Consider the following 11,404-nt stretch of genomic DNA (forward strand, 5'->3'; position numbering starts at 1 on the left):
CCCCGGATCGCCGCGGGGCTTTTCCTATCCCCTCACCCTTTCACTTTGCTTTAGGCAAGGGTAAGCTAACCTCTATCATGACCATGAACCTGTCGACTTTGAGTACCCCAGCGAACACTCCCGCGTACCGCGCAGCCTTCTCTGACCACCAACTCCTGGCCGCCCCTTCCGAGCCGCACCACCGAATCATTCGCGCCACTGTTTGTGACGTCAGCACCCCGGCAGAGAACCTGAAACGGATTGTCATCCACTCCCCTGAACTAGTCGGCTTTCAGCTTTCCGGCCCTGACGAATTCTTTGGCCTCTTTATGCCCTCTAAGCCCGGCGAGGATCTCCATTTACCCCTCCACGGTGGTGGCGCCAATATCCGCGCAAGCGTTGCAGCCATGCCGGAGACCCAACGCCCAAACCTGCGTTGGTACACCGTTCGCACATTCGACCCCGAACGCGGCCAGATGGCTTTCGACGTGGCGACGCATGGCGTCGATAGTCCCAATGGTGAGCACGTCGGACCAGGGCTCGCCTGGGCTCTTAGTGCTCGTGTTGACGACCAGGTAGGCATCTGGACATGCCAGGGCCTCTGGCACCGCGCGCACAATTCGCAAACGCTAATCGCAGACCCATCTGCCGCACCTTCCATTCGAGCCATCTTGGAATACGCGCAAGCTTTCGCCCCGGAACAGTTGTGCGACATGCACCTCGTGATTGTCGCCGAGAACCACGACGACCTCGAACCATCCCTCGTCGCCGACTGGGAGAGCAAACTGGGCAGCCTCGAAGTATTGTTTAGCGCTACAACGGATTTCAGCGCGGCCGTTATGTCCCACCTGCAGCAACTGGACCGCGTCGAACACCCTGCGACCCAGTCGAGGTACGTCTGGGTCGCGGGCGAAGGGCAACTCTGCAAGGAAGTGCGGCACCACGCAATCCACACATGGGGCCTCAATAGCGAATCTGTGCAGTGGTGCCCCTATTGGTTCCTTGGGAGGGCTAGGCCTTAGGCCCTCCGCTCAAGAACCCTGTGGCGGGTTAGCAACGATCCCCCGCGGCACGATCACCGGAGCCGTACCGCGGGGATCTTCCCACACCTCGGCATTCAGACCATATGCCTCGCGCAGTACATCTACCGTCAAAGCCTCCTTTGGAGAACCCTCGGCGATCTTTTGCCCGTCCTTCATGACGATCATCTCGTCGCTAAAAGCTCCCGCCAGGCCAAGATCATGAAGCACGGTAATCACCGTTTTGCCCTCTTGGGCGAGCTCCCGCACGATACTTAGAATCTCTATCGCATGCGCCGGATCTAGGTAGGTAGTCGGTTCATCCAACAGCACAATCGGCGTATCCTGCGCCAACACCATCGCCATCCAGACGCGCTGCCGCTGGCCGCCGGATAGCTCCGCCACGTCGCGAGCAACAAGATGGTCAACTTTCGTCTTCTTCAGCGCCTCGCGAACCTTTTCTTTATCTTCTGACGCCGACGCTCCCCCACCCCAGAGCGAACGACGATAAGGGTGCCGTCCGCGCTCCACGAGTTCTCCAACGGTCAACCCCGCCGGACACAGCGGGTGCTGTGGCAAAAGCGCAATTAGTTGGGCGGCTTCACGCGCCCGCAAACTATGCACGTCTTTCTCCTGGGCAAGTACCTGTCCTTCGGTGGGAGCAAGCAGCCGAGAAAGCATCTTCAGCAACGTCGACTTGCCACAACCATTGGGGCCTAAGAGCGTGGTGACCTTCCCGGGCTCTGCATCGAAAGACACGTCTTTAACGATGCTTGGGCCGTCGTTGTAGCCCACGGTGACGCGATCAACACGAACGTTCATTGAACCATTCCTTTCAGAGTTCCGCGACGGGCCGCCAACCACACAAGCAGCACCAGCGCGGGGCCACCGATGATGGCGGTAACCAAACCCACAGGGGATGTAAATGGCAGTGCGCCCGCCACGACGGCGCACGCAGCTAATAGAGCGGCGCCTGCGAAAATAGAGCACAGCGGATGGGGCGTGGGAGTGGCCGCCACCAGCTTGGCCAGCTGAGGAGCCAACAGTGCGACGAATCCAATCGGGCCGACAAACGAAACCACCACCGCGACGATGCCCGTTGCGGCGATGAGCAAAATAGCTCGCACCCTTGTGACATTTACTCCAAGTGTGGACGCGGTGGCGTCATCATGAGAAAGAAGAGGAACGTCGCGCGTAACGCAAAGGCCTAAAACTACGAAGGGCAATAGGCCCAACGCCATAGGCAACAAAGCTTCCGTGCGCACAAAGCCGGTAGACCCAGCGAGCCAGGTTTGAGCATCCGTGGCACGAGTCAAGTCAGCCCTGAGCAACAGATACTGCACTAAGGACTGTGTGAGGAACGACAGTGCCAGGCCGATGACCACTACGCGCTGGGACGTCCCGAAACCACCGAGTAGAACGAGCAAACCAACGATTACTAGTGCGCCAACCAAAGCGAGTGCAGCACGCCACCAGAACGTCGGCAACTCCTCGCTCCATGCGGGGCGGGTGACTACGGTGCCCGCCACAACCAGAACCGCTGCGCCACCGGAGACACCGAGAATGTCCGGGCTAGCTAGCGGATTGCGAGCCATGGTCTGGGTCCACGCGCCGGCCAGCCCCAGCGCCGCGCCGACCAGAACGGTAGCGATTGCTACAGGCAGGCGGAGATCCCACACCACGTTGATTGCTTGCTGTGTGCCCCCACCAGTGAGCACTTCGATGACTTCCATCGGGCTGAGCTTCACCGCGCCTTGCCCCAGAATCAGGCAATAACACAGAGCCGCTATGAGGGCGAACCCCGATGTGGCTGCCAAGATGCGTCTGCTTCGTGAACGCTTGATACTACGGATAGACGTCATATCGCTCATATCGCTCATATCGCCAGCTCCGAGTCATTCGAGGTCGGTGAGCTCTTCTTACGCCGTACCGCCAGAATCATCACTGGGGCACCGACAATAGCCAGGACAATGGACATTTCCAGCTCGTTAGGCTGCAAGACGAAGCGGCCCACAATATCGGCTAGCAGTACAGCCGCGCCGCCGACGATGCCAGTTGGTAGCAAGAGGCGGGTAAGCGCCGGGCCAGTGAACGGGCGCAGTAAGTGCGGCACGGCGAAGCCCACGAAGGTCACAAGCCCCACGGTAGCTGTCGCGGAACCGGCGAGGATGATCACCGCTGCGGCAGCCAACAAGCGGGTTCTCGTGGGCGAGCTGCCAAGGGAACGGGCGGAATCTTCGCCCATCGCAAGTAGATCCAGCGGGCGTGCTGCAAATGCACCACATAGAGCACCTAGTGCTAGACCTACAGCAGCTAGAGCCACGTCTTCCATACCCCGCCCAGCCGTGGAGCCGACAGTCCACCGGCGGAGCCCTTCCAGGGTGTCGGAAGAGTAGAGGCTCAGCATGTTCGTCGCCGCTTGCAGGGCAAAGGTAACTCCCACGCCAACGAGTACCAGAGTTAGCGGGTTACGCGATACGCGGGAAATCAGTAGCACGACTAGAGCGGCGACGGCCGCTCCGACGAGCCCCACAAGTGTCCGCTCCCCGACCGTCGTTGCCCAGCCCAAGGTCAGTGCCGCGGCGACTGCGAAACTCGCTCCAGCGTTCACGCCGATGATTCCGGGGTCCGCCAGAGGGTTGCGGGTCCAACTCTGAGCAATGGCACCCGCCATAGCCAGGGCTGCGCCTGTGATCACAGCCAAGAGCGTGCGCGGAACGCGCAGATCCCAGATAATGCCGGCCTGTTCAGCATTAATGCCGGACTGCGCCGACGGCTGCGGACCATGCGTAAGAATGCTGGTCACTTCGCTAACAGAAAGGTCTTTGGAACCCAAGTACAGGGAGGCAACCAGCAGCAATGCCAAACCAACGAGCGCGACCAAAGCAAGCAAACGCCGGGAAAACACCAAAGAATGTCGAGTTCTTGACGCAGACACTTTCAACTAGATTGCGTCAGAGAACTTGTCGACTGCCCAGGGGATGGTCAATGGGTTCGGCATACTCATTGCATTGCCCACGTTCTCGTCCATCCAGCGGACCTTGCCTTCGCGAACAACATCCAGCTTGCTGAATGTTGGATCCTTCTTCAAGGTATCCGCGGCACCCTGGTAATCAAGGACGAAAAGATAATCGACGTTGTTGAGGTCGCTGTAGTTCTCAGGTGCGATGTCGCGATAGAACTCGCCCCCGTCGCCTTCGAGCTCCTTCGGGATCTCGAAGCCCAGGCTCTCGATGAACTGCCCGCGGCCGTCACCGGAGGTGTACAGGCCGATCTTTCCCTGATAAGGCATGACGATAGCCGCACGCTTGCCCTTGAGTTCAGGATGCTGCTTTTGGAAATCATCGAAGGCCTTCTGCGTTTCCTTGACAAGCTTGTCGCCTTCTTCTTGCTTGTCTACAGCGCCGGCGATCTGGTTGACCTGATCCCGCCATGGGATCTGCCAGTCCGTGGCACCGTCTGGCTTGACAGTGGTAGGGGCAATGTCATTGAGCGCCTTCTTAGCCTGCGCGTCTACGGCGGAGTTCACCGCAATGATCTTGTCCGGATCAGCGGCAGAGATCTTCTCCAAGATCTCAGCAGTGAATCCGTTGGCAGTACCGTAAACCACCTCAGGCTTATTGTCGCCAAGCTTGTCGGTAGCCCAGGGACCGACGCCAGACGCATCAACATCTCCCTCAGCACCCCAGGGCGCTACAAGAACTGGTTGGATGCCCAGAGCGAGCAAGGTATCGCTGTCTCCTAGGCCAACTGCGGCGATGCGCTCGTCCCCGGTGCCCTCATTTTTTGACGCCGCTGCATCATCGCCTCGGGAGCAACCAGACAGAACAAGAGTGGATGCTGCCAAGACAGCGGCGGTCTTCAGTGCCGCGCGGCGGGTCAGCGAATTGTTTCGAAGCATGTAGAAGCCTAGCGTTTAGGGAACTCTTTGAGGCGCTGTAAAGTACCCGTAGCCCCAAGGGACTAATTACCTTCTCCGGCTACGTCCGACACAGCAATCTCGCCTATAGTACACAGGTTAGGCTAACCAGACAAGAGCCTACCCTAAGTTACCGCCCTTTCTGCTCGGCCTCCATCACCGAGATGCCCGAGTTATTGCAATTCGTGGCGCCAAGTGTCGGAAATGTTGCACTTCGGAGGGCTAAATGTCGGAAAAGTTGCAAAACGAAAATTGACCCCAAGCCAGCCAAACTCTAAAAACGCTCTAACCTGCAGTTTTGCAAAGGTGAAAATCTCTTCCAATAACAAACTGCAACTTTTCCGACATTTGACCTCCCGCAGCACAAGGACCTGGCCGCGCGGGGCCCTTACTGTTCCCCACCGGTCTCTTACTGCTCCCCTACCGGTCATCTACTGCCCCAAACCCGCCTCCCCGCAGGTCGAAATGTCGCTAGATCGGGAATCCATCAGCACCGGCGCGCCTCCGGAATTCGCGGCAATTCCCTGACCTGCAGTTTTGAGGAGATGCAAATCAGTGTCTTTAACGCATTCCCGTTCTAGCGACACTCGTGGGACCGCACTCCTCTGGCACACCCCGCTCTGTTTGTTCAACACCAAGCACTCCGTGGAGGCCACAGCAAAGTAGGAAACGTGGGCGTCAATAAGAAACAGAAAAGACCCCCTACCACAACAAAGCGTGGAAGGGAGTCAAGCGCTATGGCTGACTAAGCAGCCATAGCTGCCATAGCAGTCTGAACTTTCAGAGCTGCTGGGACTAGCGAGCCTTCTCGATGATCTCGGTCAGGCGGAAGTGCTTGTCCTTGGACAGCGGGCGGGTCTCCTCGATGCGAACGCGGTCGCCTACGCCGGCGGTCTCGTTCTCATCGTGGACCTTCACGCGGGAGTTACGGCGCATGATCTTGCCGTACAGTGCGTGCTGCTTGCGGTCCTCAAGCTCGACCACAATGGTCTTGTTCATCTTGGTGGAAACAACGTATCCGGAGCGGACCTTGCGGGCGCCCTTCTCGTTCTCCACAGCTGCGTTGTCATTCACGGTTGCCTCACTCATGCTGCGTCACCACCTGGGTTGGTAGACAGCCCGAGCTCGCGCTCGCGCAGGACGGTGTAGATGCGGGCGATGTCGCGCTTGACAACACCCAGACGACGGTTGTTGGTCAGCTGGCCGGTCGCAGCCTGGAAGCGAAGGTTGAACAGCTCTTCCTTCGCCTCACGCAGGCGGGTGGTCAGCTCTTCGTTGTTGAGCTCGCGGAGCTCATGTGCCGGAGTTCCGGTAGCCATTAGAACTGATCCTCCTTCTTCACGATGCGAACCTTGCAGGGCAGCTTGTTACCAGCACGGCGCAGTGCCTCCAGGGCGACCTCTTCGTTCGGGTAAGAGGCCTCGAAGAGGATACGACCCGGCTTGATGTTGGCAACCCACTTCTCCACGGGGCCTTTACCGGAACCCATACGCACGCCGAGCGGCTTCTGGGTCAGCGGACGGTCCGGGAAGATGTTGATCCACACCTTGCCACCACGCTTCATGTGGCGGTTAATGGCGATACGAGCGGACTCGATCTGACGGTTGGTGATGTAGGTCGGCTCCAGGGCCTGCAGGCCGTAGTCGCCGAACGTTACGCGGTTGCCGCCCTTGGACACGCCACGACGGGTCGGGCGGTGCTGGCGACGGTACTTAACGCGCTTCGGGATAAGCATGTGTCTTAGCCCTCCTGCTTCTGCTCAGCGCGCTGGCGACGTGCGCCACCGCGACGTGGACGCTCACGACGACCGCGAGACGGGCGCTCGTCGCGTGCATTCATCAGGCTCTCGCGACGGCCGCCGACGACGTCACCCTTGTAGATCCACACCTTGACGCCGATGCGTCCGAAGGTGGTGTGGGCCTCGTAGGTGCCGTAGTCGATCTCAGCGCGGAGGGTGTGCAGCGGAACGCGACCCTCGTGGTAGCGCTCGGTGCGGCCCATCTCCGCGCCGCCCAGGCGACCGGAGCAAACAACCTTGATGCCCTTGACCTGCGGCTGGCGCATAGCGCCCTGGATTGCCTTGCGCATAGCGCGACGGAAGGCAACGCGGTTGGTCAGCTGCTCAGCGATGGACTGTGCCACCAGCTGTGCATTGGCATCGATGTTCTTGACTTCGAGGATGTTCAGCTGAACCTGCTTGCCGGTGAGCTTCTCCAGCTGGCCGCGGATGCGGTCAGCCTCGGAGCCGCGGCGGCCAATCACAATGCCCGGGCGGGCAGTGTGGATGTCAACGCGAACCCGGTCGTGGGTGCGCTCGATGACAACGTTGGCGATGCCGGCGCGGTCAAGACCCTCGGACAGGAAGTCGCGGATCTTGATGTCCTCGGCGAGGTAGTCAGCGTACTGCTTGTCGGCGTACCAGCGGGAGCGCCACTCGGAAGTGATACCCAGCCGGAGGCCGTGGGGGTGGATTTTCTGGCCCACTACTGAGCACTTCCCTTCTGGCTCTCGACGACCACAGTGATGTGGCTGGTGCGCTTGCGGACGTGGAATGCACGACCCTGGGCGCGGGGGCGGAAACGGCGCATGGTCGGGCCCTCGTCGGCGTAAGCCTCAGAGACGACCAGCGTCTGCGGGTCCAAGCCGAAGTTGTTCTCGGCGTTGGCGGCGGCCGAAGCAACGACCTTCGCGACCGGCTCGGAAGCGGCCTGCGGAGCGTACTTCAGGATCGCCAGTGCGTCCTCGACGGACTTGCCACGGATCGTGTCGATCACGCGGCGTGCCTTCATCGGAGTGACGCGGACGAAACGCGCGGTTGCGCGTGCGGTGGTTACGGTGTCAGACATGATTATCGACGACCCTTCTTGTCGTCCTTGACGTGACCCTTGAAGGTCTTCGTAGGAGCGAACTCACCTAGCTTGTGACCGACCATGGAATCATCGATGAACACCGGCACGTGCTTGCGACCGTCGTGGACGGCGAAAGTGTGGCCGATGAAATCGGGGAGAATGGTCGAGCGACGGGACCACGTCTTGATGACGTTCTTGTTGCCCTTTTCGTTCTGAGCGTCCACCTTCGCAAGGAGGTGTTCGTCGACGAATGGGCCCTTCTTCAGGCTGCGTGGCATTCTCTACTACCTCCTCTTAGCGCTTCTTGTTCTTGTTGGAGCGACGACGGCGAACGATCATCCGGTCGCTTGGACGGTTCGGCTTGCGGGTGCGTCCCTCAGGCTGACCCCAAGGAGACACAGGGTGACGACCACCGGAGGTCTTACCCTCACCACCACCGTGCGGGTGGTCAACCGGGTTCATCACAACACCGCGGACGGTCGGGCGAACGCCCTTCCAGCGCATACGGCCAGCCTTGCCCCAGCGGATGTTGATCTGCTCCTGGTTGCCGACCTCACCGATGGTTGCGCGGCAACGGATGTCAACGCGACGGATCTCGGTGGACGGCATACGCAGAATTGCGTACTTGCCTTCCTTACCCAGCAGCTGGATGGAGGCACCAGCGGAACGAGCCATCTTGGCGCCGCCGCCCGGCTTCAGCTCCACAGCGTGGATGGTGGTACCGGTCGGGATGTTACGCAGCGGCAGGTTATTGCCAACCTTGATGTCAGCGTTCGGGCCGGACTCCAGCAGAGCGCCCTGCTTCAGACCACGCGGAGCGATGATGTAACGCTTCTCGCCATCGCGGTAGTGCAGCAGCGCAATGTTAGCGGTGCGGTTCGGGTCGTACTCGATGTGAGCGACCTTGGCAATCACGCCGTCCTTGTCGTTACGACGGAAGTCGATAACGCGGTAGCGGCGCTTGTGGCCACCACCCTTGTGACGGGTAGTGATGTGGCCGTGAACGTTACGGCCACCGGTCTTCGACAGCGGGCGCAGCAGAGACTTCTCGGGAGTTGAACGGGTAATTTCCGCGAACTCGGAGACAGAACTCTGGCGGCGACCCGGCGTAGTCGGCTTGTACTTACGAATAGCCATACTCTTGCTTCCTCTTTACCTTTCGGTATCCGGCCGCCCTTAGGCGGTCGCTCCACCGAAGATGTCGATCGGATCGCTGCCGGCGACCAGGGTCACCATGGCGCGCTTGGTTGCCTTGCGCTGGCCGTAGCCGGTGCGGGTGCGCTTACGCTTGCCCTCACGGTTAACGGTGTTAACGCTGGCGACCTTCACACCAAAAATCTGCTCGACGGCAATCTTGATTTGGGTCTTGTTAGAGCTGGGGTTAACCAGGAACGTGTAAACGTTCTGCTCCATCAGGCCGTAGGACTTCTCAGACACGACCGGAGCGATGATGATATCGCGAGGATCAGCTACAGTGCTCACTTTGCCTCCTCCTTGGTCTTATCTGCGGCGTTGATGAAGGCGTTCAGTGCCTCCACGGAGAACACAACATCGTCTGCGTTCAAAACGTCGTAGGTGTTCAGCTGGTCGTTAACCAGGGTGTGCACCTGCGGCAGGTTGTTTACGGACTTCCATGCGGTGACGTCTTCGCGGGTCAGAACGACCAGCACGGACTTACGATCCGTCAGACGCTCGATGAAAGTGCGAGCAGCCTTGGTGGACGGGGTCTGGCCTGGAACCAGCTCCTCAACCACGTGGATGCGGTTGTGGCGCACGCGATCGGTGAGGGCGCCACGCAGAGCGGCAGCCTTCATCTTCTTCGGGGTGCGCTGGGAGTAATCGCGCGGCTGCGGGCCGTGGACCGTGCCACCACCGGTGAAGTGGGGAGCGCGGATGGAGCCCTGACGTGCGCGACCGGTGCCCTTCTGGCGGAACGGCTTACGGCCACCGCCGGAAACCTGGCCACGAGTCTTCGTAGCGTGGGTACCCTGACGCTTTGCTGCGAGCTGAGCGGTAACGACCTGGTGCATCAGTGCGACGCTTGCCTCTGCATCAAAGATGGATGCGGGCAGCTCGACCGTGCCGTTGGTCTTACCGTCAGCGGTGTGGACATCAAGCTTTAGATTGCTCATGCGTGTGCACCGCCCTTCACTGCGGTCTTGACAACGACGAGGCCGCCGTTGACACCCGGAACTGCACCCTTGATCAGGAGCAGGTTGGACTCTGCGTCGACCTTGGCAACCTTCAGGTTCTGCTGGGTAACGCGGTCGTTACCCATGCGGCCTGCCATGCGCTTGCCCTTGAACACGCGGCCTGGGGTGGCAGCCTGTCCGATGGAGCCCACGCGGCGGTGTGCAGCCTGGTTACCGTGAGCAGCACCCTGGCCAGCGAAGCCGTGGCGCTTCATGCCGCCAGCGTAGCCCTTGCCCTTGGTGGTGCCCGTCACGTCGACGAACTTGACATCGTTGAAGATGTCGACGGTGACGTCCTGGCCTACCTCGTAGCTGGATGCGTCTGCAACGCGGATCTCAGCGACGTGGCGGCGCGGAGTCACGCCAGCCTTCTTGAAGTGACCAGCGGCCGGCTTGTTTACCTTGCGCGGGTCGATCTCGCCGAAGGCGATCTGTACGGCTTCGTAGCCGTCGGTTTCCTTGGTACGCACCTGGGTTACGACACAAGGCCCAGCCTCGACGACGGTAACCGGTACAACACGGTTTTCTTCGTCGAAGATCTGGGTCATGCCGAGCTTCTTGCCCAGGATGCCCTTGATCTCAATATCACTCATAGTTTCTCTTCCGCTGCCGTTTCAGTAGTTCAGACTCGTTTGCCGCTTACTGAATGTTGACGTCGACGCTGGCCGGAAGATCGATGCGCATGAGAGCGTCAACGGTCTTCGGGGTTGGGTCGAGAATGTCGATCAGACGCTTGTGCGTACGCATCTCGAAGTGCTCGCGCGAGTCCTTGTCCTTGTGCGGAGAACGGATGACGCAGTACACGTTCTTTTCAGTTGGCAGTGGCACTGGGCCGACAACACGAGCGCCGGTACGGGTTACCGTCTCGACGATCTTCTTGGCAGAAGCGTCGATAGCCTCGTGATCGTAGGCCTTGAGCCTAATGCGGATCTTCTGTCCCGCCACGCTTGTCCTCTTCCTTCAAAGCGCTCTTGCTGTATTCACAGCAGAAAAGCACGCTTCTTATCTGTCTTAGTCTTAACGCTGTCCGGCCTTGGGGCCTGGTCCAGTCGCCAGTGTCGCTTGTGTCTTACATTTACTTGTTTGTGCCATCGACGGAATGCGGGTCATTTTGGTTTTAATGAACACACGCCATCAGCACTTGGATTATCAAGTGATGTAACAACACCCGGTTCCCGCCCCTTACTCGCTCCACGATCAGTCTGGTTCAACCGAGACCTTGTATAGACCTTATATATGGAGCAAAGCTTGGAAACGCGTTCCGCGCCTTGTCGGAAGGATTGTCCTTCGCTTACTGCCGCTGTTCATTTACCATGCCCCATCCTCCGGCACCCGCGGTCGGGCGTGTCGCCCTTCCACTTTTTAAGTACCGCACAGCAAAGTAGCCCCACTGCGATCCTTTCGGATCACTGTCGCGAGGTTCTTCACCGACGATGGATCATGCTC

Annotated in this window: 16 protein-coding genes; 1 reads left to right on the top strand and 15 read right to left on the bottom strand. The window is 59.7% G+C overall.

Annotation, left to right across the window (positions count from 1 at the left end):
- Positions 1-77: 77 nt before the first annotated feature.
- Entirely contained in the window at positions 78-1,001 is a 924-nt protein-coding gene (locus CJEIK_RS09835; RefSeq protein WP_005291948.1) for a siderophore-interacting protein, read from the top strand.
- A 9-nt stretch (positions 1,002-1,010) separates the two neighbouring features.
- Here the strand turns inward: CJEIK_RS09835 and CJEIK_RS09840 are convergent, their stop codons facing one another.
- From CJEIK_RS09840 to rpsJ, 15 genes are all read right to left on the bottom strand, one after another.
- Positions 1,011-1,820, bottom strand: coding sequence for an ABC transporter ATP-binding protein (locus tag CJEIK_RS09840; protein WP_005291949.1), 810 nt, complete (start codon positions 1,818-1,820; stop codon positions 1,011-1,013).
- Positions 1,817-2,878 carry a FecCD family ABC transporter permease gene (locus tag CJEIK_RS09845; RefSeq protein WP_005291950.1) on the bottom strand — a complete coding sequence of 354 codons (1,062 nt, stop codon included), beginning with the start codon at positions 2,876-2,878 and terminating at the stop codon, positions 1,817-1,819. The genes CJEIK_RS09840 and CJEIK_RS09845 overlap by 4 nt, the downstream gene beginning before the upstream one ends.
- Entirely contained in the window at positions 2,875-3,891 is a 1,017-nt protein-coding gene (locus tag CJEIK_RS09850; RefSeq protein WP_005291951.1) for a FecCD family ABC transporter permease, read from the bottom strand. The genes CJEIK_RS09845 and CJEIK_RS09850 overlap by 4 nt, the downstream gene beginning before the upstream one ends.
- Positions 3,892-3,942: 51 nt before the next feature.
- Positions 3,943-4,899, bottom strand: a complete 957-nt coding sequence (locus tag CJEIK_RS09855; RefSeq protein WP_005291952.1) for an iron-siderophore ABC transporter substrate-binding protein — start codon at positions 4,897-4,899, stop codon at positions 3,943-3,945.
- An 813-nt stretch (positions 4,900-5,712) separates the two neighbouring features.
- Positions 5,713-6,006: a 30S ribosomal protein S17 gene (gene rpsQ / locus CJEIK_RS09860; protein WP_005291953.1), complete on the bottom strand. Its 294-nt coding sequence runs from the start codon at positions 6,004-6,006 to the stop codon at positions 5,713-5,715.
- Positions 6,003-6,236 carry a 50S ribosomal protein L29 gene (rpmC, locus tag CJEIK_RS09865; protein ID WP_005291954.1) on the bottom strand — a complete coding sequence of 78 codons (234 nt, stop codon included), beginning with the start codon at positions 6,234-6,236 and terminating at the stop codon, positions 6,003-6,005. Before rpmC ends, rpsQ begins: the two co-directional genes overlap by 4 nt.
- Positions 6,236-6,652, bottom strand: a complete 417-nt coding sequence (gene rplP / locus CJEIK_RS09870) for a 50S ribosomal protein L16 (RefSeq protein ID WP_005291957.1) — start codon at positions 6,650-6,652, stop codon at positions 6,236-6,238. The genes rpmC and rplP overlap by 1 nt, the downstream gene beginning before the upstream one ends.
- 5 nt (positions 6,653-6,657) lie before the next feature.
- Positions 6,658-7,401, bottom strand: a complete 744-nt coding sequence (rpsC, locus tag CJEIK_RS09875; RefSeq protein WP_005291959.1) for a 30S ribosomal protein S3 — start codon at positions 7,399-7,401, stop codon at positions 6,658-6,660.
- The gene (rplV, locus tag CJEIK_RS09880) at positions 7,401-7,763 is read right to left on the bottom strand and encodes a 50S ribosomal protein L22 (protein WP_005291960.1); all 363 of its coding nucleotides are present in this window, start codon (positions 7,761-7,763) and stop codon (positions 7,401-7,403) included. The genes rpsC and rplV overlap by 1 nt, the downstream gene beginning before the upstream one ends.
- A gap of 2 nt (positions 7,764-7,765) precedes the next feature.
- Positions 7,766-8,044, bottom strand: a complete 279-nt coding sequence (rpsS, locus tag CJEIK_RS09885; RefSeq protein ID WP_005291963.1) for a 30S ribosomal protein S19 — start codon at positions 8,042-8,044, stop codon at positions 7,766-7,768.
- 16 nt (positions 8,045-8,060) lie between these two features.
- A complete protein-coding gene (gene rplB, locus CJEIK_RS09890) occupies positions 8,061-8,903 on the bottom strand; it encodes a 50S ribosomal protein L2 (RefSeq protein ID WP_005291966.1) in 843 nt (280 codons plus the stop codon).
- A 39-nt stretch (positions 8,904-8,942) separates the two neighbouring features.
- Positions 8,943-9,248, bottom strand: coding sequence for a 50S ribosomal protein L23 (gene rplW, locus CJEIK_RS09895; RefSeq protein ID WP_005291980.1), 306 nt, complete (start codon positions 9,246-9,248; stop codon positions 8,943-8,945).
- The gene (rplD, locus tag CJEIK_RS09900) at positions 9,245-9,898 is read right to left on the bottom strand and encodes a 50S ribosomal protein L4 (RefSeq protein WP_005291982.1); all 654 of its coding nucleotides are present in this window, start codon (positions 9,896-9,898) and stop codon (positions 9,245-9,247) included. The genes rplW and rplD overlap by 4 nt, the downstream gene beginning before the upstream one ends.
- Positions 9,895-10,551 (bottom strand): 50S ribosomal protein L3, encoded by a 657-nt coding sequence (gene rplC, locus CJEIK_RS09905; protein WP_005291985.1) that lies wholly within the window; start codon positions 10,549-10,551, stop codon positions 9,895-9,897. Before rplC ends, rplD begins: the two co-directional genes overlap by 4 nt.
- A gap of 46 nt (positions 10,552-10,597) precedes the next feature.
- Positions 10,598-10,903, bottom strand: a complete 306-nt coding sequence (gene rpsJ, locus CJEIK_RS09910; protein WP_005291986.1) for a 30S ribosomal protein S10 — start codon at positions 10,901-10,903, stop codon at positions 10,598-10,600.
- Between the last annotated feature and the right edge of the window lie 501 nt (positions 10,904-11,404).

It is taken from the genome of Corynebacterium jeikeium, from assembly GCF_028609885.1.
In the GTDB taxonomy this organism is placed as follows: Bacteria; Actinomycetota; Actinomycetes; order Mycobacteriales; family Mycobacteriaceae; genus Corynebacterium; species Corynebacterium jeikeium.

Coding starts and splice junctions, on each gene's coding strand:
- rpsQ (WP_005291953.1), bottom strand. CDS start 6,006: ATGAGTGAGGCAACCGTGAATGACAACGCAGCTGTGGAGAACGAGAAG.
- CJEIK_RS09855 (WP_005291952.1), bottom strand. CDS start 4,899: ATGCTTCGAAACAATTCGCTGACCCGCCGCGCGGCACTGAAGACCGCC.
- CJEIK_RS09845 (WP_005291950.1), bottom strand. CDS start 2,878: ATGAGCGATATGAGCGATATGACGTCTATCCGTAGTATCAAGCGTTCA.
- rplC (WP_005291985.1), bottom strand. CDS start 10,551: ATGAGTGATATTGAGATCAAGGGCATCCTGGGCAAGAAGCTCGGCATG.
- rpsS (WP_005291963.1), bottom strand. CDS start 8,044: ATGCCACGCAGCCTGAAGAAGGGCCCATTCGTCGACGAACACCTCCTT.
- CJEIK_RS09840 (WP_005291949.1), bottom strand. CDS start 1,820: ATGAACGTTCGTGTTGATCGCGTCACCGTGGGCTACAACGACGGCCCA.
- rplP (WP_005291957.1), bottom strand. CDS start 6,652: ATGCTTATCCCGAAGCGCGTTAAGTACCGTCGCCAGCACCGCCCGACC.
- rplB (WP_005291966.1), bottom strand. CDS start 8,903: ATGGCTATTCGTAAGTACAAGCCGACTACGCCGGGTCGCCGCCAGAGT.
- rplD (WP_005291982.1), bottom strand. CDS start 9,898: ATGAGCAATCTAAAGCTTGATGTCCACACCGCTGACGGTAAGACCAAC.
- rplV (WP_005291960.1), bottom strand. CDS start 7,763: ATGTCTGACACCGTAACCACCGCACGCGCAACCGCGCGTTTCGTCCGC.
- rpmC (WP_005291954.1), bottom strand. CDS start 6,236: ATGGCTACCGGAACTCCGGCACATGAGCTCCGCGAGCTCAACAACGAA.
- CJEIK_RS09835 (WP_005291948.1), top strand. CDS start 78: ATGACCATGAACCTGTCGACTTTGAGTACCCCAGCGAACACTCCCGCG.